Source organism: Protofrankia sp. Cj5 (assembly GCF_917627405.1).
Taxonomy (GTDB): Bacteria; Actinomycetota; Actinomycetes; order Frankiales; family Frankiaceae; genus Protofrankia.
This window is the reverse complement of record NZ_CAKJTO010000001.1, coordinates 30,555-54,027: the sequence shown is the minus strand read 5'-3', so window position 1 is coordinate 54,027 and position 23,473 is coordinate 30,555. Positions and strand designations below refer to the sequence as shown.

Genomic DNA, 23,473 nt, shown 5'->3' with positions numbered 1-23,473 from the left:
ATGCCAAGTGAACACGCCGCATGTACCCGGAAACAGCACGTTCACCTAAAGTGATACATCTCTTACTTTAAGTAAAGTACCCCGAAGACGCGGCCCGTGCGCACTCCCGAAGGAACGAAGAGGCCACACCGCGTTGTCATTATGTTGTTTCCAGATGACATTATCGAGGACCGGCATAGATCATAGCAGGGCCATGCTTCGATAAGCAGCGCATGGCCGCGACATCACCTGGCCAGTCGCAGATGGGGGAACCATGCCGAACATGCCGGCAAGCGCGTCAACACCGGGGATGCCGTCCCCACGGACTCCACCCGAGCCGGCTCCGGGGCCGGCTGGCGGCGCCCAGGAGAACGGCGTCACAGACAGCGACACCAGGAACGACGGCGGCGGAACAGGGCTCGGCGGGGCGGTACGGCGCGGCCTCGGCTTCAGCCTCCTGAACAACGCGCTCAGCCGGCTGGGCACCGTGGTCACCGGGATCGTGCTCGCCCGGCTGCTCAGCCCGTCGGACTACGGGGACTTCGCGGTCGCGCTGGTCGTCCTCAACGCCCTGTTGTCCATCAACGAACTGGGTGTCTCGCTCGCGATCGTGCGCTGGCCGGGGGAGCCACGGCTGATCGCCCCAACCGTCCAGACGCTGTCGACCGGCTTCAGCATCGGGCTTTACCTGCTTACCCTGGTGCTGGCACCGACCATCGCAGACCTGCTCGGCTCACCCGCGGCGACCGGTCTGGTCCGAGTGCTGGCCCTGAGCATGATTGTCGACGGGGTGGCATCCGTACCCGCCGCCCTGCTCACCCGCGCGTTCCAGCAGGGCCGGCGCATGATTGCCGACCTCGCCGCGCTCGCTGTCAACACAGGTGTCACGATCGGTCTTGCCGCCCTCGGGCACGGTGCCTGGAGCCTGGTCATCGGCTATCTGGCCGGTAACCTCACCACCTCAATAATGATCTTTGCCTTCGCCGGCGCGCGGATCAGGTTCGGCTTCGACCGGCACCAGGTACGTGGCCTGCTGGACTTCGGCCTGCCGCTGGCCGGGTCGAGCCTGCTGGTCTTCGGAGTGCTCAACATCCACTACGTGGTCGTCGGTGCTGTCCTGGGCCCGGTGGCCCTTGGCTTCTACATGCTCGCGTTCAACCTTTCCAGCTGGCCGGTGAACATGTTCTCGCTAGCCGTGCGGAGAGTGGCCATGCCGGCGTTCGCTCGGTTGTCCACCGACCGCAACGCGCTCACCGACGCGTTCGCCCGCTCGATCGCGCTGCTGATGGCCGCGACGCTGCCGGTCTGCGCGATCATCGCGGTGCTCGCCGGACCCCTCATCCACATCGTCTACGGCCCGAAATGGGATGCCGCAGCCGACGCCCTGCGGTGGCTGGCGGTCCTCGGGGCGTGCCGGGTCGCGGCTGAACTCGCCTATGACCTGCTGGTGGGCGCGGGCCGTTCGCGCGCGGTCTTCGCCGTCCAGGGCAGCTGGCTGGCGGCGCTCGCCCCGGCCCTGTTCATCGGGGCGCGGGCAGGCGGGATCGGTGGCCTTGCGTTCGCCCAGGCCGCGGTGGCGGTGGTCGTGGTAGGCCCGGCGTTCATATTCGCCATCGCCAGGGCGGACGTAGGGCCCATCGCCGCGCTGCGGTACTGCGGCCGCCCTGTTGTCGCGACCACGGTCCTTGTCCTGGTCATGGTGGGGCTCGGCACGGTGGTACGCGGGGACCTCGCCCGGCTGCTGCTGCTCCCCCCCGCCGGGCTGGCCGCGTGCGCCGTGCCCCTGTTCCCGCTGCGGCGGCTGGTACGGCCAGGGCCGCACCAGCCGTCGCGGGACACTTCCTACGGCGTCGAAACGGCTGAAGCGGCCGAAACAGCCGCAACGGACGCCGAGGGCACGGCCTCGCACAGCCCGTCGGTACCGGTCGCCGGCCGGTAGGCCTTCAGACAAGCCACGCAGCGCAGATCGGGATCAAGCCTGTCCCCGCAGGAACAGACCCAGCCCAGATTCCGTCCAGGATTGCCCGCGACCAGCGCGTACGCGGGCACATCCCGAATGACGACCGCGCCAGCGGCCACAAACGCGTACACACCCACGGTCACTCCGGCGACAATCGTCGCGTTGGCACCGATCGTCGCGCCACGGCGGATGAGCGTCGGAGCAAGCGCGTCCCGCGTCTTCTTCACCTCGGCACGCGGCCGGAAGTCGTTGGTGAAGACCATGTTCGGGCCCAGGAAGACATCGTCCTCCACGGTCACCTTGTCCCACACGAGCACCGCGTTCTTCACCGTCACCCGGTCACCGATCCGGGCGCCGGACTCGACGAAAACATGATCACAAATGTTGCAGCCCGCACCGATCACGGCACCGGGCAGCACGTGCGCGAACGCCCAGACCCGGGTCCCCGGGCCCACGTCGTCGCTCTCACACAGACCATGGGAATGGACGAACACGGCATCGTCGGAGGGCCTGGAAGCCTCCCGAGGCTTGGAGAACTCCGTCATGGCAGCGCCCGCCGGAGCTCATCGGCGACCCGCCGCTGCTGCTCAGGGGTGATATGCGGATACAACGGCAAGGAGAGGATCTCTCCAGCGGCCTTCTCCGCGACGGGGAAGTCACCGGCAGCGTGGCCAAGCCCCGCGAAGGCCGGCTGCAGATGCAACGGCACCGGGTAGTGGATCCCGGCTCCCACACCCTGTTCGTGCAACCGGGCCAGTACCGCGTCCCGGTCGGGAATCCGCACCACGTAAAGGTGCCAGACATGGATGTTGCCCGGCAGCGTTGCCGGTAGCCGGACCCGGGGGTCGTCGCCCAACAACTCGTCATAACGGACCGCCGCGGCCGCTCGCGCCTCGTTCCACCGGGCCAGCCTGGTCAGCTTGGCCCGCAGCACAACGGCCTGCAGGGTATCGAGGCGCGAGTTGAAGCCCAACGACTCGTGCACGTACTTGCGTTCGCTGCCGTGCGCGCCCAACAGACGCACCTTGCGCGCGAGCTCGGCATCATTGGTCAGCACGGCACCCGCGTCACCGGCGGCACCGAGGTTCTTCCCCGGGTAGAAACTGGTGGCCGCCAGCAGACCGAGCCCGCCAGCGGCCTGTCCGTCGCGGACAGCGCCCTGTGCCTGCGCGGCGTCCTCAAGGACGATCGTGTCGGCGCGGCAGGCGGCCGCGATCCGCTCGACCGGCGCGGCCTGCCCGTACAGATGGACCGGGATCACCGCGCGAGTACGTTCGGTCAACGCCGCGCCCACCGCGTCCGGATCCAGCAGCAGATGCTCGTCGTCGACGTCGGCGAACACCGGCAGCGCGCCCGCGCGCAGCACCGCCTCGGCGGTGGCCACGAAGGTGTTCACCGGCAGGATGACCTCGTCAGCACCGACATTGTCACCGGTAGCGGCTCGGGTGCCAGTGCCAGTGCCGGCACCGACGCCGGCCGCGCGCAGCGCCAGCTCGATAGCGTCGGTGCCGTTGCCCACACCCACGCAGTACCCGACACCACAGAAGTCGGCGTACTCGCGTTCGAAGGCGGCAACCTGCTTCCCACCGACAAACGCGGTGGTCGCGAGCACCTCGTCGAACCCGGCCCGCACCTCCTCGGCGATCTCGGCCTGTGCAGCCGCCAGATCCACCAACGGAATCGTGGTCACCGCGACGTCCCTTCCATGGGGTAAGACGGCAGCTTCGCGAAGCCCGGAGCCACCGGATCTGAAGATGACTGACTGGAAGCGACCGCCCGGGCCGGGGGATTATCCGGCTGGACACGACGGGCGTTGAAGTCGTCCAACGCCGCCTGTCCACGCAGCTGGTCGTAGTGTCGCCGCACCTCGTGGGCGAACAGGCCCGCCGCGCTCACTCCGAGAGTACGCACCTCAGGCCGGCCCACGCCGGCCTGGAGCGTCCGGGCGTAGAGCGCCTCCTGGACACGAGCCGCGCGCTCCAGCGAGAAACGCCGCGTCACCAGATCGCGACCATAGTCGCCCAGCTGGCGGCGGCGATCCGCGTCCGTAAGCAGTGGCTTAAGAATCTTGGTCAGTCGACGCGCACCACTGATCCGGTCGCCCTCGCCAATGCCGTACCAGCCCTGCCAGAGGAACGCATCGACGCTTTCGGGAGCCAGCAGCTCGAAGAAGCCGCCCTCACCCTGGACGATCAACGGCTTCGCAAAAGCCGCGGCCCGCAGTGCCGACCCGCCCATACCGATCGAGATGTCGGCAAGGGCGTACGCGGGCCGCGGATCGGTGAGCTCGCCGGTGAACACGACCACCTTGCCGCCCCGGACGGCGCCGATCCGCGCGGCATGCGCGGCAAGCTGCTCCCGCGCGGGGCCGTCACCCACCACCACCAGCCGCACCGGCAGGTCCACCGCCAGCCGGGCAACAGCGTCGACCGCGGCCAGAAGCCCTTCCAGCTTCAGCTCGGTGGCGAGCCGCGACACCACAACCACATGAAGATCGGCCGGATTCAGGTCGAAACGGGTTCGCAGCTGGGTGAGCGCGGCATCGCCAACCGCGTCCGGGGCGTTGGCACGCACGTCGACCGGTGGCTCGATGAGGTCGACCGGACCGCGCCGCACCGCTCTGGCGGACTCGCCGATCAGCTCCGTGCCGACCACCAGGGGCATGGTGGCCGGCAGGAACGGCGCAACCGCCATGGACATCACCGTGGCGAAGGCCGGCACACCCAGCCTCGTCCGCGGCCCGACGAAGGCCTCCAACGCCGGCGGCCACTCGTAGCCGTGCACCAGCTCGATCCGCCGTTCGCGCACCACCCGGCACAGTGCGCTCATCACCCGGGGCGACGGCCGCCGCCCCGGCTTCGGCGACGCGACGTAGTCAAGCCCGAGCGCACGCACCGTTTCGACAAGCGGGCCGGGCACCCCGAAGACGGTCACGTCATGGCCCAGATCCCGTACGGCCCCCGCCAGCTCCACCGCGTTGAGCTGGCTTCCCCCGATCTCCATCAGGTGGGGATAAACCAAGATCCTCACGAGCTGTGCACACCCTGTCCGACAACGCCATCCACGACATGCGCGCCGCCGATGCCACCGATGCCACCGGTGATGGCGTCCAGCAGCGCGTCCACCACCTGATCATGCTGTTGCTCGGTCATCGTGTGGAACAGGGGCAGGATCAGCGACTGCTCGGTCAGCCATTCGGTGACAGGAAGATCATCACGTCGCTGCCCGCCATAGGCGGGCTCCAGATGGGAGGCCATGATGCCGCGTCTGGCCGAGATGCCGCGCTCGGCCAGGAGAGCGAGCAGCTCGTTGCGGCCCACCCCCGAGGTCGGCGGTGGGACCACCCAGAAGCTCTGGTAGTTGGTCATCCCCCCTGGCGGATCGCCGACGGTCACCAAACCTGGAACCACCGCGAGCAACCGCTGGTAGCGCTCAGCGAGGATGCGGCGACGTTCGACCATCGCGTCGAGCTTTGCCAGCTGGACCAGCCCGACCGCAGCCTGGATGTCGGTCATCCGGTAGTTGAAACCGGTCTCGCCATAGCTTTCCAGCACCGGCTGCCGGCTGCGGTGCCGCTCGGCCGCGCTCACGTTCATCCCGTGTTCGCGCAGCCGCCGCGCACGTGCGGCCCAGGCGGGATCGGTCGTGGTGAGCATCCCCCCCTCACCGGTGGTGAGCAGCTTGCGCGGATGGAACGACCATGCCGCAAGCGGCGCGCCCGCGCCGACCCACCGGCCGTTCATCGTCGAGCCGGCGGCGCAGGCCGCATCCTCGACCACGGCGACACCGCGCGGCCCGCACAGCCGCGATACCCCCTCAACATCCGCGGGTACCCCGCCCTGATGAACAACGATCACCGCGCGGGTGCGGTCAGTGAGAACGGGAGCCACCGTGTCCGCCGTGATGTTCCCGGTCGACGCCTCGACATCGGCGAACACCGGCGTGCCGCCGACATAACGGACGGCGTTCGCCGTGGCGATGAACGACAGGGACGGCACCACCACCTCGTCACCCGGGCCGATATCCAGCAGCACCAACGCGAGATGCAGCGCGGTCGTGCAGGACGACACCGCGACCGCCTCGCCACCGCCGAGCCTGTCCGCGAAGGCGCGTTCGAACTCGGCGACCCGCGGCCCCTGGGCAACCCATCCGGACCGGACCGCGTCCGCCGCGGCCTGTGCCTCCTGCTCACCCAGCCAGGGCGTCATCACCGGGATAGGGCTCATCGATCGGCCGCCTTCACCGTGGTGAGCGCCGTGACACTCGCACGATCACCGGCGGGCCCGGCGGGCAGGCCGCACAGCTCGGCCAGCTCAGCCGTGCGGGCCGCCCAGTCATGGCGGCCGGCGAACGTACGCCTGTCAGCCGCGAGGCTGTCGGTACGGAGCACATCCAGCGCCGCCGCGGTCTGGGCGGCAAAGCGCTGCGGGCTCGCGCCAATGCTGATCAGGTCAGTGTCCAGCCAGCGGCTGGCGGGCAGGTCGGTACTTACCGCGCCCCGGCCCGCGGCCAGGTACTCAAGGGTCTTGAGCGGAAAACTGGCCTGGTTGAAGGCGGAATCGGTGTACGGGGTGAGCCCCACATCAATCATGCGCAGGTACGACGGCAGGTCCGCGAACGCCTTCGGGCCCACCCACTCCACGTTGGGCCGTGACAGCAGCGCGTCCAGACGCTTGATCTCGAATGTCGCCTGCCGCGGCCCGACGAGGAGGACGGAGATACCCCGATCGGCCACCGCCTCCAGATGCGTCAGATCGATGCGGTCGGACAGGTGCCCGACAAAACCCGCGATCGGGGACGGCAGGTGCACGTCCTCCGGCAGTGGCGCGTTGTCACAGCCGGCGAAGTGGCCGGCGTCGACACCGTTGGGCACCAGCACCGGCTCGGTGCCCATGGCCCGCCACCGGTCCACCAACACCGGGGAGACTCCCACGACCACGTGTGCCTTGGTGAGCTGGCGCCGCTCGGCCTGTTCCAGCCACGGCCTGGACACGCCCATCAGCTCGGCACCCGCGACGAAGTCGTCGGTGCCGTAGAAGACCCGGCGGGCCCCGGGCGCGACATCGAGCAGGTCGGCAAGGGAGTCCACGATGACCGCGCGAACGGTCGCACCGATACGCCGCAAAGCCCGCCGGACGGCGTCACGGGCGGCCAGCCTCGCCGCCTCCCGCATGACCGGACGGCTCACCCCGGGCGGGGTGACGGGCGTCAGCCGGATGATCCCCGGCTGGACCACGCGCAGCCGGGGACGACGCAGGGCAGCGGCGGTGTTGCGGTCCTTCAGCGGCGTCAGGTAGGAGATCGGCGGGTCGACCCACAGCACCGGGAGCTGGCGCGACAGGTGCAGCGCAACATGGCGCATCGGGAACCAGATCCCGTCCCAGGACGTACCGGAACTGCACACCACGAGCTCGCGGGGCCGCGTGAGCGCGGGCAGCGAGCTCATGAGCCGAGCTCCGGCCGCGCCTCGCGCCACCATGCGACCAGCTGCCGCAGGCCTTCCGTGAGGCCGACCTCGGCCTTGAAACCCAGCCGGGACGCGGCGGCCGAGGTGTCCGCGAGGCGGCGGGCCACCGGGTTCACCCGGCGCGCGGGCCCGTGCTCCAGACCGAGATGACCGGCGCCCATCACCGCGGCCAGGGCCTCGGCAAGTTCACGCAACGACGTCTCGACACCGGACGCGACGTTGAAGACCTCGTCGGTGATGTCCGCCTGCGCCGCCATCAGGTTGGCCCGAGCGATGTCCGTGGTGAATACGAAGTCCATGGTCTGCGTGCCGTCGCCCAGGATGAGCGGCGGCTGGCCAGCGGCGATCCGCTCCATCCAGCGCACCAGGACTTCGGTGTACACACCGTGCACGTCCATCCGCGGTCCGTACACATTGAAGTAGCGCAGCGCCACGTAATCAAGGCCATACATGGCGTAGAAGCTACGGAGAAGACCTTCGTTGAAGACCTTCGCCGCGCCGTAGATCGTGTCGTTGTGGTACGGATGATGATCTTCGGATGTGGGGAACACCGCCGCCTGGCCGTACACGGATGCCGACGACGAGGCCACTACCTTGCGCACACCGCTGGCGACCGCGGCCTCCAGGACGTCGAAGGTCCCGTCGACAAGCACCTCGAGCGCCAGCCGGGGCTCCTCGGCGCACTGGGTGATCCGGATCGCGGCCAAGTGGAACACGATGTCGGTTCCGGGCATCAGCTCCGCCAGTAACGCGCGGTCGCGGATGTCGCCGGTGACCAGACGCACCCGCCCGGACCTCAGGGCGGTGGCCAGGTTGGCCTCGCGGCCACGGGTCAGGTTGTCCAGCACCACGACCTCGGCCGCGCCGGCCTCGACAAGCTGGTCACACACGGTCGAGCCGATCGTTCCGGCACCACCGGTGACCAGGCAGCGAGTGCCGGCGAGGGCAACGGCGGCGCTCCGCGGAGCCGTGGTCATCGGGCGACCTCCAGCAGCGGGACGCGGGCGCCGCCGGAACGCAGGCTGCGCGAAGCGGCCTCAAGCATTCCCAGGACCCGCAGGCCAGCGCGGCCATCGGTCGCGGACGGGCTCCCGCTTTCGATCGCCGTCGCCCACTGGGTCATCACCGTACTCAGCGCTTCCCGTTCGGCCAGCGCGGGGGCGACCATGTCGCCACTGCGATAGGAGATCATCATGTTCCGCCTGCTCTCACTTTCCAGCACGTTGGCTTCCGCGAGATCGACCCCGCGGTCATAGATCGACAGACGCTGCGCGGGGTCCAGGTCGTTCCAGACGAGGGTCCGCCGCGAACCACCGACGATCACCGTTCGAACCTTGATCGGCGATAGCCAGTTCACATGGGTGTGGGCGATCGCGCCGTTGGACAGCGCCATCGACAGGTAGCCGACGCAGGCCCTGCCCGCGCCGATCGGGTCGGCACCGGTGGCCGTCACGGCTTCGGGCGTCACTCCATCGGGCAGAATGAAGTCGAAGATTGACAGGTCGTGCGGAGCAAGATCCCAGATCACGTCGACGTCACGCTGGACGAGACCGAGATTGACCCGCACCGAGTCGACGTACTGGATCTCGCCGAGGGCGCCGGCCCGGACCAGTTCGCGGATCTTCATAACCGCCGGCGTGTAGCAGTAGGTGTGGTCGCACATAAGAACGAGGCCACGGGACTCCGCCGCGTCGACCAGCTTGCGGCCTTCCGCCACCGACGAGGCGAGCGGCTTTTCGACGAGCACGTGCTTGCCCGCGTCCAGCGCCCTCAATGCGACATCCACATGTGTGGCAGCCGGCGTGGCAATGGCCACCGCGCCCACCTGCGGATCATCAAGAATGTCATCAAGCCGGTCCGTGGCCCGAACATCGCCGTACGAACCGGCGACCGCACGGGCGCGGTCGCTGTCAATATCGCACAGCCACCTGAGCCGGAACTCCGAGCTTCCCCGGAGGTTTCGGACGAGGTTGGGACCCCAGTACCCCGCACCGACAACGGCCGCACCGATCAAGGACAACGCTTTCCCCCAAAAAGACGGTACGAGTTCGCCGGGCACGCGAGCGTGCCCGGCGAACTCCACGGCAAATCACCGCACGACGACAGGACTACGAAGTCGGGTCAAACACTACGTCAACCCAGTAGTTGGCGGCATTATACGTGGTTGTTGGAAACGCCGAGGTGGCCGAGTAGATATACAGGCCGTTACCACCGGACGAAGGGCTGGACGGCGCGGTGAGCGGACCACTCACCAGCCCGGATGACAGGAAGTAGCCACCATTGACGGAATAGTGGCCGACGCTGGTGTGGTAGGAGACCACGTAGGTACTACCTGCGGTAACAGCAACCGGCGTCGAGAAACGAACCTCCTGCCATCCGGTAGTCGACTCACCGGTAAACGTAGCGGTGGCCAGCGCCGTGCCGGAGCCGCTCCACAGCGTGCCCGTGTGCGTACCGGTGTTGGCTGCTGACTTGTAGAAACGAACGCCGAGAATCCGGCCATTCACGGAGGGTATGAACTGCACCCCCAGCTCAGCCGCGTTGGTGTCGCCCGCGTCGACAGATCCCGGCACTGTCGAATCACTCCAAAGTGAGAACGGTCCGGTCGGACTTGATGCACTGGCTGTGGTGAACGTCCAGCTGGTGGACGACATCGTATTCCCAGCCGCATCTTTGGCACCACTGACGGTGACAGTGTACTGAGTGCTCGGCGTCAGGGCCGCGGCGGGGGTGAAGGTCTCCGTGAACGCGGCGGCGTCATAGGCGGCCGAGCCGCTGACCGGGCCACCCCCACCGGACAGGGTCATGGTGACCGTCGAAGGGACGACCGCCTCCGTGAAGGCCGCCTGAGGCGCCACGTCCACCGGGACCGACGACGCACCACCCAAGGGCGACCGTACCGCTACCGCCGGTGGTGTATTATCGGGCGGCGCGGTCGTGGTGAACACCACGTCCACCCAGTAGTGGGCACCGGCGAAACTGTGGTCAGGGAATCCACCAGCGCCGTACAGGTACAGTCCGTTGCCGCCCGCGGTAGCGCTGTCCGGTGCATGGAGTGGTGCGTTGTTGACGGTGGTGTTCAGCACGCCGGCGCTGGCCGAGTAATGGCCGTTCGGCGCGTGGTAAGAGGCAACATAGGTGGTGCCGGCGGTGATCGCGACCGGCGCGGAAAGGCTCACCTGCTGCCATCCGGACGCGGTCTCACCCGTGAAGGTCGCGGTCGCGAGCGCGGTGCCGTTATTCGTCCACAGCGTGCCCACATGCGTGCCGGTGTTCGCCGCGCTCTTGTAGAAGCGCAGCCCGGTCACCCAGCCGCTGGTATCCGCGCTGAAGCGCACGCCGAGCTCGACTCCCTGGGTGTCGCCGGAATCCAGCGTCGCGGGGACGGAAGTCGTGTCAAAAATCGAACACGGGCACCGGCCCGCGGTGGTGAAGGACCAGGATACGGGCGCCATCATATTGCCGGTCGGGTCGGTCGCCCCGGATACCGATACGGTGTAGACGTGACCGGTCGCCAGCGTCGCGGTCGGCGTGAGTGTCGCTGTCCTGCTCGGCCCGTCGTAGGCCACCGTCGACGCGATGACGCTGTTGTCCTGGGTGTCAGTCAGCCGCATCGTGATGCTCGACGGCGTGACGCGCTCACTGAAGACCGCCTTTATCGCCGCGGTGACCGGGACGCTGTTCGCGCCCGCGCCCGGGGCCGTGCTGGTGATCGTCGGCGGGGTCACGTCCGGTGGTAGCGACAGGACCACGTCAACCCAGTAGTTCGTGGTCGACGGCTGCGTCGGGAACGCATGGTTGCCGTAGACATAGACACCGTTCGGCCCGTCCTGCCCGCTGGCGAGCGCGTGCAACGGCGGGTTGTCGACCCCGGCTGAGGCGAACTGGTTGAGCGTGGTCGAGTAGCGGCCAGTGGTGGTGTGGTAGGAGGCGATGTAGGTGGTGTCCTTGACAATGGACACGGGAGTGGCGAACGTCAGCGTCTGCCAGCCCGTGCTGCTCTCCCCGCTGAACGTACCGGTAGCCAGCTGGGTACCAGTGGACGACCACAGCGTCCCGGTGTGGGTGCCGGTATTCGCCGGCCCCTTGTAGAACCGGATACCGGTGATCTTTCCATCCTCGTCGGAGCGGAACTTGACCCCGAGCTCGACCGCGCCGGTGTCAGCTTCGGTGATATTCGCCGGAGTCGCGGAGTCGGGCCATATACCGCACGGGCACAGGCCGTCCGCCGGTGGCTGCTGCGTGGTGGTGAAGGTCCACGTCACCGGAGCGGCAAGCAGGTTGCCCGCGATGTCACGCACACCGCTGACGGTCGCCGTGTAAGTCGTACCGGTAGCCAGCGCCGCGGTCGGTGTGAATGTCGCGGTCCTGGTCGCCGCGTCGTACCCGACGCCACCCGCCACGTTCTGCCCACCCGCGCCGACGGTGAAGGTGATTGTCCCCGGCTGCACGGCCTCGTTGAAGACCGCCGTCGGGGTCACCGCCGTCGACACGCTGGACGACGAGGGCAGCGGTGTCTGGCTCGTCACCGCCGGCGGGGTGACGTCAGGTGGCGCGACATCGGAGAACACCGGGTCCACCCAGTAGTTGGTGGATCCGTAGGTGCTGGTCGGGAACCCGGTGCCGCCCGCGCGGTAAACCCCGTTGGGAGCGCTCCCGGAGTCCTTGGCCGCGTGCAGCGGCACGGCGTCAGCCGCACTCACCTCGAAGAAGCCCGCGTCCGCCGCGTAGTGCCCGGCCGGCGCCCAGTAGGAGGCGACATAGGCGGTGTTCCTGGTTATCTGCACCGGCTGTGCGAAGGTGACCTGCTGCCAGCCGGACGCGCTCTCCCCGGTGAAGGTGGCGGTGGCCAGCTGGGTGCCGGTGGCCGACCACAGCGTGCCGGTGTGCGTACCGGTGTTTCCGCTGCCCTTGTAGAAACGGACTCCGGTGACCCAGCCGTCGACGTCAGCGGTGAAGCGGACGCCCAGTTCCAGCGCGGTCGTGTCGGTGACCGCCGGCGTCTTCGGGGTCACGGCGGAACCGAAAACCATGCACGGGCAGCTGACATTGACCGATACGGTCACCGGCGCCGAGATGTTGGCACTGTCGTCAGACGCACGGGCCTTGATAGTGAGCGCCCCGAGGCCGTGGACCGTCCCGGTGTAGGTCCAGCTCTCACGCCCGGTCGCCGGATGCCAGGTGGCGCCGCCGTCGATGGAGACCTCCACACCGCCGACGGCTCCGCCACCGGCGTCGGCAGCGGTACCGGTCACGGTCAGTTGGCTGCCATTGGTGACGGCTGTTGCGGCGGCCGGCGAGGTGATGGCCACCGACGGTGCCGTGTGGTCCGTCGACGCGGTGGCCGTGACCAGCCCTGGCATCAGCGTTGCCGGCTGCGCGCCCATGTCCGCCAGCAGGTTCACTGTCGCCTGCTGCATGTTGGCGTCAACCGCCGTTGCCGTGCCGTCGTGCACGGCGTCCAGGCCCCAGGTGAACTGGATGGTGCCCGCGCCGAACACCAGCGCGCCGCTCGCGGCACGGTAGAGCGTCATGTGGTGCGTGGTCGTACCGGCCGCGACCGTGGTCCCGTAGTCCTGAAGGTACTGGCTGACAGCGCCGGTGGTCGTCGACAGCTGTACGAGGCCGGCCGGGCGGAAGCCGTTGTCGAGATCCTCATCGGACTCGTACCCGATCGAGTGCTGGGAGAGAGCCGCCGACGTCCCGGGCGCCAGGCTGGCGACAGCGGTGTTGCGCCAGAAGCGCATCTTGCCGTCCGCGGCCGGGACCATCATGGTGAGGTCGTCACTGTTGACCATGTAAGCGGTACCGGTCAGCGAGTTCTCCGGACGGCCGCCGTCGGCTGGCGGGCTCTTGCGTGGGTCACGCCAGGTGCCGGTCCATGTCGGCGGGTCCTGCGGGTCGACCACGTCGAGGTAGGTCTCCTTGTAGGTGACCATGGTTCGGTACGGGGTGTCGGACCCCTCGGTGCTCGGCTCCCAGCGGGTCTTCCAGTAGACCTCGTTGCCGCTGAAGAAGGCCAGGTTGACACCGGCGTCCCGGGCCGCCTCGACATTCGCCCGCTGCGGGCCCGACCAGTACTCGTCGTGGCCGACCGAAAGGAACGTCCGGTGGTTGGTCAGCAGGCTGCCGTAACGATCGGTGTCGACACCGCTGGCGTACGAGACATCGTAACCATTGCGCTCAAGAAAACGAATCATCGGGTACTCGTTGGCGAAGACGAAGTCACGGCCGTCCGGAACGTCACCACGAGTTGTGAACGGACGGTTGTAACTGACCTTGTAGGCGCGTCCGATCGGCCCCGGGTACAGGCTCGCCCCGCCAAAGGAGTTGTACGCCTGCCAACTGGTGTCGGAGGTCTGGTACAGCACGTCCGAGTGGCTTGCATCGTTGCGCACGACGAAGACGATGTGGTTGTCCGCGCCCGTGTCGGTACGGACCAGCTTGGCCACGTAGACGCCGGAGACCGCGCTGCTCGGCACCGCCCAGGCCGCGGACTCCGCCCAGTTGCCGCAATCGGTGAGGTTGGTGGCGGTGTAGAAGAGGCAGGCAGGCTGGTTCTGCACGCCAGAGTGGTTGACGGTGGCCATCTTCCTGGCTCCGTCACCGCCGTACCAGCCGAGCCGATAGATATCGAGCCGATAGGCGCTGGCACTGGTCTTGATCTTAAAGTGCACCGTGCCACCGGCATTGACACTGATATCGGTGCTGAATCCCTGGATGGTGTCGTCGCCGGTGCCGGCGAGGTCCCATTCGGACTGCGGCGAACCGGTCCGGGTGTTCTCACAGGCGATCGGGTTGACGACTGGCGGACCACATGGGTCGGCCGCGCGCGCACGAGAGGCAAGCGGTACGGAAAGGGCTATCAGAATCCCGACCGTTACCGACAGGACAATCCATCGTGAAGCGAGCGGCGAGACGAGACACGAATACGCCCTTGTTCTGCTTGCGGCCAGCGCCGAGGACAGCTTTTTTCCGCTGTTTGAAATTCTCACCTGCAGGACTCCTACCTGCGGAGACGCCCCCGGAAGAACGTCATTTGATCACGCAAAGCCCCAGGATGGACGGAGTCCGAAAATCGGTGATATATCGACATGGCATGCTCGACCCCCCCAGCTTCCCCAGCTGTGGCCCGGCTGCCACGGCAGTACCGCGGCACCGCGCCGACCCCCCGGCGAAGCAGCCCCCTCCTGGACGTCGGGCTACCCCCCTACCGGAGCCCGACCATCAGAAATTACCCTATATGGCGTCGCATATCCAGTCTCAGTCCGCATGTTGTGTTGATGACCAGAAAATTGTCCCCTTAACGACACACAGCCCGATCGCCGGTCAACAGCGAGCCCTAAATTTAGGAAAAATTTTGGCAAAAAGTCGTATTAAATATTGACAGTTGATTCTTAACTTGCCCAAAGGGAAAAGTGCCCATGTACTCGACACTGCGTGACGGTCCACCGCCCCGCCCATCGGAGGCCGCATCCGATCAGTCACGGCCGGCCCGACGCCCCGCGGGCCTGGCCGTCGCCCCGGTCGTACTCATGCTCGGCCTCACCAGCATGCTCACCGATCTGTCCACCGAGATGGTCACCGCGGTGCTGCCGCTGTACCTCGTCCTCTCCCTCGGCTTCAGCCCGCTCCAGGTCGGCGTCGTCAACGGCCTGTACCAAGGTGTGACCGCGCTGGTCCGGCTGGCGGGAGGCGTAGCCTCGGACCGCTTCGGACGGCACCGTGACGTGGCCGCGGCGGGTTACGCGCTGTCGGTGCTCTCCAGGTTCGCTCTGCTCGTGCCCGGGGGCTCGGCGGCGGTCGTCTCGGGTTCGATCGTGACCGACCGGGTAGGTAAGGGCATCCGCACCGCACCTCGGGACGCGCTGCTCTCGCTGGCCGCCACCGAGAACGGTCTCGGAGTCGCGTTCGGGGTGCACCGGGCCATGGACACCTTCGGCGCGATGCTCGGCCCGGTGGCGGCGTTCGCGGTCCTGTCGACCGTTCCCGGCAGTTACCGCCTCGTCTTCGCGGTCAGCGCGTGTGCCGGTGTGGTGGGCCTGGCTGTCCTGGTGTTCTTCGTCGACCGCAGCCCGGCTCCCGAACCCGCTGGACGGCCCGGCCCGTCGGCCCCCGCCGGAACTGCGGCCCCCGCCGGAACTGCGGCCCCCGCCGATATGCCGGCGCAACCAACAATGAAAATGTCACTGCGAGATATGATGCTCGCCGTGACCGACCGGCGGCTGCGCCGGATTCTGGTGGCCGGCTGCGTGCTGGCGCTGGCAACCATCGGCGACGCGTTCATCTACCTGCGCATGCAGCGAACTCTCGAGATCACGCCGACGATGTTCCCTCTGCTCGCGGCCGGAACATCTGGTATGTACCTGCTCACCTCGGTTCCGCTCGGACGGCTGGCGGACCGGATCGGGCGGGCCCGGGTGTTTCTCGGTGGCTTCGGAGCTCTGCTGGGTGTCTACGTGACGCTGCTTTCGCCGCTGCGGGGGATGACCGCGCTACTGTGTTGTCTGGGTTTCCTGGGCCTGTACTACGCTGCCACCGACGGCGTCCTGTCAGCACTCACCAGCGCCGCGCTGCCCGCCGGAGCTCGAACCACCGGCCTGGCGCTGGTGCAGACCGGCGTGTCACTCGGTCAGCTGGCGGCCTCGGCCGCCTTCGGCGCGCTGTGGACGGTCGCCGGTGTGGAAACCGCGTTGACCGCGGCTGCTGTTCTCCTTGCCGTCGCCCTTGCCATCGCATGGTCAGCTCTGCGGAGGACGATGTGACCGCCAGCACCAGATCATCAGCAAGATCGACCGTGCCGCGCTCGAACCGCTGGCGCCGGCGCGCAGCGTTCGCGGTGGTTGTACTGTGCGCTGTCGCGCTCACCATCGGCTATGGGATCAGCCTCGCCCACCGCTCGTCCCCGGTAGCGGCCCAGGCCGCAAGCCCGCGTCCGATCGACCTGACCTCGCTGCTGCGCACCCCGGTGGTCGTCTTCCGCAGCAGCGAACGCGGGCCTAGCTACGGCGAGGTGTCCGTCGCGAAGCTCAACGACCTGACCGCTCCGCGCGTCGTCACGAACCTGCAGTGCGACCGTGTCGACATGGTGGCCACGGTCGGGCTGTGCCTGGCGGCGAGCCCGGGGATCTACACCAGTTACAAGGCGTTCACGTTCTCTGCGGACATGCAGGTGCGGCACGGCTTCAACATCGTGGGCATTCCGAGCCGGGCCCGCCTGTCCCCGGACGGCCGGCTGGCCGCGGTAACCACGTTCGTCTCGGGCCATTCCTACGCAAGCGCGGGTTTCTCGACCGCTACGACGCTCTACGACGTCTCCGCCGGCCGGGAGATCGGCAATCTCGAGTCGTTCACCGTCACCAGGGATGGCAAGGAGATCCACCCCACCGACGCCAACTTCTGGGGAGTGACCTTCGATCATGACGATGACCGCCTGTACGCGACGCTGTCCACCGGTGGCCAGACCTATCTTGTGGTCGGCAGCATCAGGACGCGGACGCTGCGCACCCTGACGACCAACGTCGAATGCCCGTCCCTGTCACCGGACGGAACCCGGATCGCCTTCAAGAAACGCGCCCAGGGAAGCCTGGTGCAGTGGCGGCTGACCGTGCTGGACCTCGCGACGATGCGCGAGACACCGCTCGCCGAGACCCGTAGCGTTGATGACCAGGCTGCCTGGTTCGACCAGAACACCGTTGCCTACGGCCTGCCGAGAACCTCGGACCAGGACAGCGTGATCAATGATGTGTGGGGAGTGGCCGCTGATGGGTCTGGTACCCCTCGGGTACTGGTGGCGCAGGCGTGGTCGCCCGCTTTCGTCCAGACCGGGATCTCGGGCTGACCAGAGCGGCGCGTCGACCGGGTCACCAGCGGGCCAGCGGGCCAGCGGGCCGCTACCGGGTCAGTGAGTGAAAACGATTCTGGGCCGCGGCCAGCCCTTCGGCGACGACCTGTTCGACCGCGTCCGCCGCGGTGTCCACCACGACGGCGAGTTCCTTGCGCTCGACCGAGGAAAAGTCCCGCAGGACGAAGTCTGCGGGGTCCATCCGACCGGGTGGACGCCCAATACCGAGCCGAACTCGCAGGTAGTCACGCGAGCCCAGCGAAGCCGTAACGGATCGTAGACCATTATGACCGTTGTCGCCGCCGCCGAGCTTGAGCCGGACAGCTCCGAAAGGGATATCCAGCTCGTCGTGCACGACCAGAACTCGTCCTACCTCAGCCTTGAAAAAGGCACGCAGAGCCGCGACCGGGCCGCCCGAGGCGTTCATGAACGAATGTGGCTTGGCAAGCACCGCCTGGGCCCCGGCAAGCCGCGTCTGCATGACGTCGGCGCGTGCCCGATGGGTCCGAAAACGGTCCCCGACCCGCTCGGCAAGCAGATCGAGGACCATGAAGCCGATGTTGTGCCGGTTACCGGCGTACGTCGGACCGGGATTGCCCAGTCCGACGACCAGCCATGGCCCGGCAACCGCGCCATCGGCTCCCAAGCCGGTCATGACACCACCAGCGGGCTCATCAGGCCGAGGCGTCGGTCTTCTCGCCCGCCGCGGCGGCTGTCACGCCGCCGGCTGCCTGCTCGGCCCCGGCGAGTTCGGCGTCCATCTGGGCGACCGTCAACTTCGCCAGCCCCTGGACGACGACCTGCCCCGCGTCGGTGTCCAGGATGGAACCCGCGGGCAGGATGAGCTGACCAGCATTGATGTTCGCGCCGGGTTCGAGGCCGGCAATGTCGACCTCGATCGACCCGGGGATGTCAGTCGCGTCGGCCCGCACCGAGACGGTGGTCAGCTGCTGGTCGACGAGAGTGTCGCTGTGGGCGTCACCGACCAGTACGACCGGGACCTCCACGGTGACCCGCTCGCCGGTACGGATGATGACCAGGTCGACGTGTTCGAAACTACCTCTGATCGGATGCCGCTGGACGTCCTTGGGAAGAGCGAGCTGAGTCCCGTCGGACAGCTCCAGCCGGAGCAGCACATTCGTGCCGGCACTGGTTTTGAACGCGTGCAGGAGCTCGTGGGCCTGCAGCGAGATATGGCGGGGCGGTTGACCGTGACCGTACAGAACGGCCGGGACCTTGCCGGCCTTGCGGGTACGACGAGCCCCGCCCTTGCCGAACTCGGTACGCGGCTCCGCGGCAATGCGGACCTCGGACATGGCGGTACTCATCCTCCTACAGGCTGGGGAACAACGGCGCGGCGCGAAACAAGCGGGAAGCGCCTGCCGGAACAGCGCGGTCCTTCACAGTACCGGACGGGACGCGGCAGGGCTGACCCGCCCTCCGGTGGGTCAGCCTCGCATCGGTACGAGCTATAACAGGTCCCGTGACAGATCGCGCACGTCAGCCGCTGCTGTTGGTCGGTGCGGGCGGGCTCGCCCGTGAGACGGCGCAGGCCGTGCACGCCGCGGACAGCCATCGGCTGCTCGGCTTCACCGACGACAACCCGGCCCGCTGGGGCTGTGTGCTGGACGGTCTGCCCGTGCTCGGTGGCACCGAGGTCATCACCAGCATGCCGGACGCGCTGGTGCTGCTCTGCCCCGGTTCCGGCGCGGTACGAGCGCGGCTCGCCGCCCGGCTGGCCGCGGCTGGCATCGGCGCGGAGCGCTTCGCCACCGTCGTCCATCCTGGGGTCCATGTACCACCGTCCTGCACGGTTGGTCATGGATCGATCCTGCTGGGTGGCATCACCATGACCACCGCTGTCACGATTGGTAACCACGTGGCGATCATGCCGAACTCGGTGCTCACCCATGACGACGTCGTGGAGGACTTCGCGACGATCTGCGCGTCGGTCTCGCTGGCCGGCGGGGTGCGCGTGGGTGCGGGCGCCTACGTCGGCGCGGGCGCGCTGGTCCGGGAGAACCTCTCGGTCGGCCCGTGGTCAACGGTCGGCATGGGCACGGTCGTACTCGCCGATGTGCCCGCGGCCGAGGTCTGGGTCGGCAGCCCGGCCCGCTTCCTGCGCGGCGCCGCGCCCGCCACCAGCGTTGGCAGCGGCACGGTCCGCACTGACCACTGACCACTGAGACCACCGACCCAGTGCCCGGGACCGATGGCGCGAGGTGCCGGCCGCCGTGCCCAGCGCGGATCCCCTCTGCCCGCGGGTCGCTACGCGGCGGACACCCGCGCGACGTCAGCCGCGAACCAGGAAAGCGCGTCCCGCAACGCCGGCCGCCAGACGGTGAACGTGTGTACTCCTGGCCGCACGTGCAGCTGCACCGGGTAGCCGTCCGCGTCGAGAAGATCGTGCATGTGCCTCATGGCGCCCGCGACCTTGCGGTCATGACGTCCCACGTCAAGCCAGACCTGCGGCCGCGGGCCCGGACCAAGGCCATCGATGTAGAGATCCGGGCTGTTCGCCAGCGCGGCGGCCGGCGCCTGCGGACCGGCCCCGAACAACGGCCTCAGGCCGCCGGTGTGGGTCGGGCGAGTCAGCCCGGACATGTCTATGATCGACCCGAACATGGATCTGTTCCGCAGCCCAAGATTAAGCGCGCAGTAACCGCCGGCGGACATCCCGGCGATGCCCCGGTTGGTCCATCCGGGCTCGATCCGCAGCGTCGCCTCGACCGCCGGTACGACATCACGCAGCAGGTGGGTCTCGACGCGCTCACCGATGCCGTCAACGCACTCGGGGTCGTCAAGCCAGCCATGGCTCATGCGCGGCATCACTATGATCACCGGATGGCCGGTGACCGCGACCCGGTCACCGGCATCGGCCGCCTGCCCACCCCGCAACCAGTCAGCTGGGATCCCAGGTGACCCGTGGATGAGGTAAAGCACCGGAAAGCGCCGTTGTGACCGGTCGAAGTACTGCGGTGGAAGATAGACGAGTGCGGTCGTCGCCCCGAATCCGCTGCCCCTGTCGGGGACCGGGAGGGCCAGAACCGCTCCGTGCGGATGCGAACGCACGGTGGCTGACGTCGTCGAAGGGCGCAGGTCCGTGGTCCTCAGATGTGGGTCGGAACCCCCCTCCGTGGCCGCTCCGATCACATCCCCGAGCCGGGGGAGGTAGCTGAAGTAGGCGTTGACCGCGTCAGCCGCCACCGTGATCGTGAGCAGCACCGCCATGAGACAAACCACGGCCCTGGGCGCTCGCGGCGACTTCCGGTGGATACGGAACAGCACGATCCACATGGCTGTCGCCGCCATGGAGAGAACACCGATGAAGGCTCCGGACAGAACAGGAAAACCGCTCATCGCACAGTCACCGGGGCCGATGCCGCCCGCGCCGCTCGTGTCCGCACGGGCGGCACGGGCGGCACGGGCGGCACGGGCAGCGCCGGAACAGTGAACACGGACACTCGCGGTCAGGCAGGCGGATACACAGCTGATCCGGCGGTCATGCGTCCCCGCCGAAGAGCTCAGTCACCGATCCGTCCTCAAAGACGGCCCTGATCGCGGCAGCCAACAGCGGCGCGATCGACAATTCTGTGATTTTGTCAATGCGGGCCTCGCTGCGCAGCGGCAACGTGTTGGTGAGCACGACCTCACTGATGTCGGAGTTCTTCAGGCGGTCGACGGCGGGCCCGGAAAGCACGCCGTGGGTCGCGGCGGCGATCACCTCGGTTGCGCCGTTCTCGCTCAGCGCCTCGGCCGCCTTGGTGATGGTGCCCGCAGTATCGATCATGTCGTCGACGATGACACAGGTCCGGCCCCTGACCTCTCCGACCACGTCGAACATCTTGACCTGGTTCGGTACATCCGGGTCGCGTCGTTTGTGGATGATGGCGAGCGGGCAGCCGAGCCGGTCGGTCCAGCGCTCGGCAACGCGGACGCGGCCGGCGTCCGGGGCCACCACCGTTACAGCGGAGGTGTCGAGCTTGCTCTCGATGTAGTCGGTGAGCAACGGCAACGCGAAGAGATGGTCAACCGGCCCGTCGAAGAACCCCTGGATCTGGGCGGTGTGTAGATCGACCGACATCAGCCGGTGCGCACCGGCGGTCTTGAACAGATCCGCGATCAGCCGGGCCGAGATCGGCTCCCGGCCGCGGTGCTTCTTGTCCTGCCGGGCGTACGGGTAGAAGGGGGCCACCACGGTGATGCGTTTGGCGTTTGCGCGCTTGAGCGCGTCCACCATGATGAGCTGCTCCATCAGCCAGGTGTTCACCGGCGCGGAGTGACACTGCAGCACGAAGGCGTCACACCCGCGAACCGACTCCTCGAACCTTACGAAGATCTCTCCGTTGGAGAACTCATAGGCGCTGGTGGGCACCGGCACGACGTCAAGCGCGCCGGCCACCTCGGCCACCAGTTCAGGATGTGCCCGACCACCGAAAAGCATCAGGTTGCGCCGGTTCTCGGTCTGGTAGCCCATCAGGATTCTCCAACCTGGTCCATTCGATTACGATCGGTTCCCATCGGCATCCGCTAGGTATCTACAGCCGGCCCCCACCGGTCATGCCAGCAATGCTGGCGGAGGTGCCCGTCCGGCCGGGTTCACCAGCCACATCGCCCGTTGCGGCCCGAGCCGCCGCGGTTCCCGGCCGGCGCCGTTGCACCCATCCCTCGATCGTGCGCTGCCGGCCCTCCCGAACGGCCAGCGCTCCCGGTCGCACATCCTCCGTGATAATCGAACCGGCACCCGTGTACGCACCGTCTCCCACCCGCACCGGCGCGACCAGCACGGTGTCACTACCGATCTTGACATCCATACCGATCACCGTACGGTGCTTGGCAATGCCATCGTAGTTAGCGAAGATCGTCCCACACCCGATATTGCTACGTTCGCCGATCACCGCGTCGCCGACGTAAGCCAGATGAGGCACTTTCGCACCGTCAGCGACCTGGGCTGACTTGGTCTCCACAAAGGCACCCAGTTTAACCCCGTGCCCGATGTGCGTTCCCGGGCGCAGGTGCGTGTACGGACCGACAACGCAATCCGGCCCGATCACTGAATCGGCCGCGGTGGTACGGCTGACGGTGGCCCCAGCCCCGACCACCGTGTCGGTCAGGGTGCAGTCCGGACCGACCACGGCCGCGGCGGCCACCCGGGTGCTGCCGTGCAGGAACGTGTTCGGCAGCAGCGTCGTGTCCGCCTCCAGGACGACATCGACGTCGATCCAGGTGGTGGACGGATCCACCACCGTGGTGCCCGCCCGCATCGCCGCGGTGACAATTCTGTCCCGCATGGTGATGCCGGCCGCGGCGAGCTGGACCCGGTCGTTCACGCCGAACGCCTCGCCCGGATCGTCGAGCGGACAGGCGGCCACGGCCTGCCGGCGTGCGAAAAGCACCCCGATCACGTCGGTCAGATATTCCTCACCCTGGGCATTGTCAGTTGTCAGGGATGTCAGCGCCTCGACCAACGGACCCGCCGTGAACACGTACACGCCGGTATTGATCTCGCGGATGGCCGCGGTGACGGGGTCCGCGTCCGACTGCTCGACAATCGCCCGGACGTCACCCGACGGTCCACGAATCACCCGGCCGTAGCCCGTCGGATCGGAAAGCTCGGCGGTCAGCACGGTTGCCGACGCGTCCGCGCGGACATGCTCGGCCAGCAGCGCCACCATCGTCGCGCCGGTCAACAGCGGGGTGTCCCCGGGGACCACGACCACCAGCTCATCCGGCTGGATACCCGCCACCGCCCGCAGCGCGGCCCGGACCGCGTGCCCGGTGCCACGCTGGTCGTCCTGCACGACCGGCGACACGGCCGGGGCTCGTCCGGCGACCGCCGCGATCACCTGTTCCCGCGCGTGCCCGACCACCACGAGCTGCCGCCGCGCGTCGAGCGGAGCCACCGCGGCGAGGACGTGCTCAAGCAGGGATCGCCCCGCAATACGCTGCAACACTTTGGGGATGGTGGAACGCATCCGTTTACCCTCGCCTGCCGCGAGGACGACAACTGCCGCCGGACGTGGTTGACTCACACGAGCTCCCGTGATCGCGGACATCAACGTCAGTGTACGGTGAGCTTACCGGGTCACGGCTTACCGGATACGGTTTACCGGCCGCCATCATGGGCAGGAAGAACAATTCGGGCGACGACAAACAGCCCAACAAGGATAAACCGACCGCACGTCACGCTGGTAGCCATCGGTCGAACCTCTCGCTCCGCCGC

Annotated in this window: 17 protein-coding genes; 4 read left to right on the top strand and 13 right to left on the bottom strand. The window is 67.8% G+C overall.

What is annotated here, in order from left to right:
* The first annotated feature begins 253 nt into the window (after positions 1–253).
* Entirely contained in the window at positions 254–1,918 is a 1,665-nt protein-coding gene (locus MJ777_RS00225; protein WP_239372277.1) for a lipopolysaccharide biosynthesis protein, read from the top strand.
* Here MJ777_RS00225 and MJ777_RS00220 read toward each other — a convergent pair.
* The 8 genes from MJ777_RS00220 to MJ777_RS00185 all read right to left on the bottom strand — a co-directional run bounded on the left by MJ777_RS00220 (position 1,822) and on the right by MJ777_RS00185 (position 14,401).
* Entirely contained in the window at positions 1,822–2,484 is a 663-nt protein-coding gene (locus MJ777_RS00220) for an acyltransferase (protein ID WP_239372275.1), read from the bottom strand. The two genes, MJ777_RS00225 and MJ777_RS00220, sit on opposite strands and share 97 nt — an antisense overlap.
* Positions 2,481–3,629, bottom strand: coding sequence for a DegT/DnrJ/EryC1/StrS aminotransferase family protein (locus MJ777_RS00215; RefSeq protein ID WP_239310929.1), 1,149 nt, complete (start codon positions 3,627–3,629; stop codon positions 2,481–2,483). Before MJ777_RS00215 ends, MJ777_RS00220 begins: the two co-directional genes overlap by 4 nt.
* Positions 3,626–4,969, bottom strand: coding sequence for a glycosyltransferase (locus MJ777_RS00210; RefSeq protein ID WP_239310930.1), 1,344 nt, complete (start codon positions 4,967–4,969; stop codon positions 3,626–3,628). The genes MJ777_RS00215 and MJ777_RS00210 overlap by 4 nt, the downstream gene beginning before the upstream one ends.
* Positions 4,966–6,165, bottom strand: coding sequence for a DegT/DnrJ/EryC1/StrS aminotransferase family protein (locus tag MJ777_RS00205; RefSeq protein WP_239310931.1), 1,200 nt, complete (start codon positions 6,163–6,165; stop codon positions 4,966–4,968). Before MJ777_RS00205 ends, MJ777_RS00210 begins: the two co-directional genes overlap by 4 nt.
* The gene (locus tag MJ777_RS00200) at positions 6,162–7,385 is read right to left on the bottom strand and encodes a glycosyltransferase (protein WP_239310932.1); all 1,224 of its coding nucleotides are present in this window, start codon (positions 7,383–7,385) and stop codon (positions 6,162–6,164) included. The genes MJ777_RS00205 and MJ777_RS00200 overlap by 4 nt, the downstream gene beginning before the upstream one ends.
* A complete protein-coding gene (locus MJ777_RS00195; protein ID WP_239310933.1) occupies positions 7,382–8,383 on the bottom strand; it encodes an SDR family NAD(P)-dependent oxidoreductase in 1,002 nt (333 codons plus the stop codon). Before MJ777_RS00195 ends, MJ777_RS00200 begins: the two co-directional genes overlap by 4 nt.
* The gene (locus MJ777_RS00190) at positions 8,380–9,426 is read right to left on the bottom strand and encodes a Gfo/Idh/MocA family protein (protein WP_239310934.1); all 1,047 of its coding nucleotides are present in this window, start codon (positions 9,424–9,426) and stop codon (positions 8,380–8,382) included. Before MJ777_RS00190 ends, MJ777_RS00195 begins: the two co-directional genes overlap by 4 nt.
* A gap of 88 nt (positions 9,427–9,514) precedes the next feature.
* Positions 9,515–14,401: a DUF4082 domain-containing protein gene (locus MJ777_RS00185; RefSeq protein ID WP_239372273.1), complete on the bottom strand. Its 4,887-nt coding sequence runs from the start codon at positions 14,399–14,401 to the stop codon at positions 9,515–9,517.
* Positions 14,402–14,830: 429 nt separating this feature from the next.
* Here MJ777_RS00185 and MJ777_RS00180 point away from each other — a divergent pair, with 429 nt between their 5' ends.
* Together MJ777_RS00180 and MJ777_RS00175 are read left to right on the top strand one after the other, a co-directional pair.
* A complete protein-coding gene (locus MJ777_RS00180; protein WP_239310936.1) occupies positions 14,831–16,171 on the top strand; it encodes an MFS transporter in 1,341 nt (446 codons plus the stop codon).
* A 32-nt stretch (positions 16,172–16,203) separates the two neighbouring features.
* Positions 16,204–17,247, top strand: coding sequence for a TolB-like translocation protein (locus tag MJ777_RS00175; RefSeq protein ID WP_239345621.1), 1,044 nt, complete (start codon positions 16,204–16,206; stop codon positions 17,245–17,247).
* 52 nt (positions 17,248–17,299) lie between these two features.
* Here the strand turns inward: MJ777_RS00175 and pth are convergent, their stop codons facing one another.
* Positions 17,300–17,905: an aminoacyl-tRNA hydrolase gene (gene pth / locus MJ777_RS00170; RefSeq protein ID WP_239312552.1), complete on the bottom strand. Its 606-nt coding sequence runs from the start codon at positions 17,903–17,905 to the stop codon at positions 17,300–17,302.
* Positions 17,906–17,924: 19 nt separating this feature from the next.
* The gene (locus tag MJ777_RS00165) at positions 17,925–18,566 is read right to left on the bottom strand and encodes a 50S ribosomal protein L25/general stress protein Ctc (protein ID WP_239312550.1); all 642 of its coding nucleotides are present in this window, start codon (positions 18,564–18,566) and stop codon (positions 17,925–17,927) included.
* Between the two features lie 167 nt (positions 18,567–18,733).
* Between MJ777_RS00165 and MJ777_RS00160 the strand changes: the two genes are divergently transcribed.
* Positions 18,734–19,429, top strand: a complete 696-nt coding sequence (locus MJ777_RS00160) for a NeuD/PglB/VioB family sugar acetyltransferase (protein WP_239345618.1) — start codon at positions 18,734–18,736, stop codon at positions 19,427–19,429.
* An 89-nt stretch (positions 19,430–19,518) separates the two neighbouring features.
* On the opposite strand, the gene MJ777_RS00155 is transcribed toward MJ777_RS00160, so the two are convergent.
* The 3 genes from MJ777_RS00155 to glmU all read right to left on the bottom strand — a co-directional run bounded on the left by MJ777_RS00155 (position 19,519) and on the right by glmU (position 23,282).
* Positions 19,519–20,610: an esterase family protein gene (locus MJ777_RS00155; RefSeq protein WP_239312536.1), complete on the bottom strand. Its 1,092-nt coding sequence runs from the start codon at positions 20,608–20,610 to the stop codon at positions 19,519–19,521.
* A gap of 142 nt (positions 20,611–20,752) precedes the next feature.
* Positions 20,753–21,727, bottom strand: coding sequence for a ribose-phosphate diphosphokinase (locus MJ777_RS00150; protein WP_239312534.1), 975 nt, complete (start codon positions 21,725–21,727; stop codon positions 20,753–20,755).
* 61 nt (positions 21,728–21,788) lie between these two features.
* Positions 21,789–23,282 carry a bifunctional UDP-N-acetylglucosamine diphosphorylase/glucosamine-1-phosphate N-acetyltransferase GlmU gene (glmU, locus tag MJ777_RS00145; RefSeq protein ID WP_239312532.1) on the bottom strand — a complete coding sequence of 498 codons (1,494 nt, stop codon included), beginning with the start codon at positions 23,280–23,282 and terminating at the stop codon, positions 21,789–21,791.
* Between the last annotated feature and the right edge of the window lie 191 nt (positions 23,283–23,473).

What these genes read in the sequence shown, in the direction of transcription:
- MJ777_RS00225 (WP_239372277.1), top strand. Translation starts at nt 254, where the DNA reads ATGCCGAACATGCCGGCAAGCGCGTCAACACCGGGGATGCCGTCCCCA.
- MJ777_RS00220 (WP_239372275.1), bottom strand. Translation starts at nt 2,484, where the DNA reads ATGACGGAGTTCTCCAAGCCTCGGGAGGCTTCCAGGCCCTCCGACGAT.
- MJ777_RS00205 (WP_239310931.1), bottom strand. Translation starts at nt 6,165, where the DNA reads ATGAGCCCTATCCCGGTGATGACGCCCTGGCTGGGTGAGCAGGAGGCA.
- MJ777_RS00200 (WP_239310932.1), bottom strand. Translation starts at nt 7,385, where the DNA reads ATGAGCTCGCTGCCCGCGCTCACGCGGCCCCGCGAGCTCGTGGTGTGC.
- MJ777_RS00195 (WP_239310933.1), bottom strand. Translation starts at nt 8,383, where the DNA reads ATGACCACGGCTCCGCGGAGCGCCGCCGTTGCCCTCGCCGGCACTCGC.
- MJ777_RS00180 (WP_239310936.1), top strand. Translation starts at nt 14,831, where the DNA reads ATGTACTCGACACTGCGTGACGGTCCACCGCCCCGCCCATCGGAGGCC.
- pth (WP_239312552.1), bottom strand. Translation starts at nt 17,905, where the DNA reads ATGACCGGCTTGGGAGCCGATGGCGCGGTTGCCGGGCCATGGCTGGTC.
- MJ777_RS00165 (WP_239312550.1), bottom strand. Translation starts at nt 18,566, where the DNA reads ATGTCCGAGGTCCGCATTGCCGCGGAGCCGCGTACCGAGTTCGGCAAG.
- MJ777_RS00155 (WP_239312536.1), bottom strand. Translation starts at nt 20,610, where the DNA reads ATGAGCGGTTTTCCTGTTCTGTCCGGAGCCTTCATCGGTGTTCTCTCC.
- MJ777_RS00150 (WP_239312534.1), bottom strand. Translation starts at nt 21,727, where the DNA reads ATGGGCTACCAGACCGAGAACCGGCGCAACCTGATGCTTTTCGGTGGT.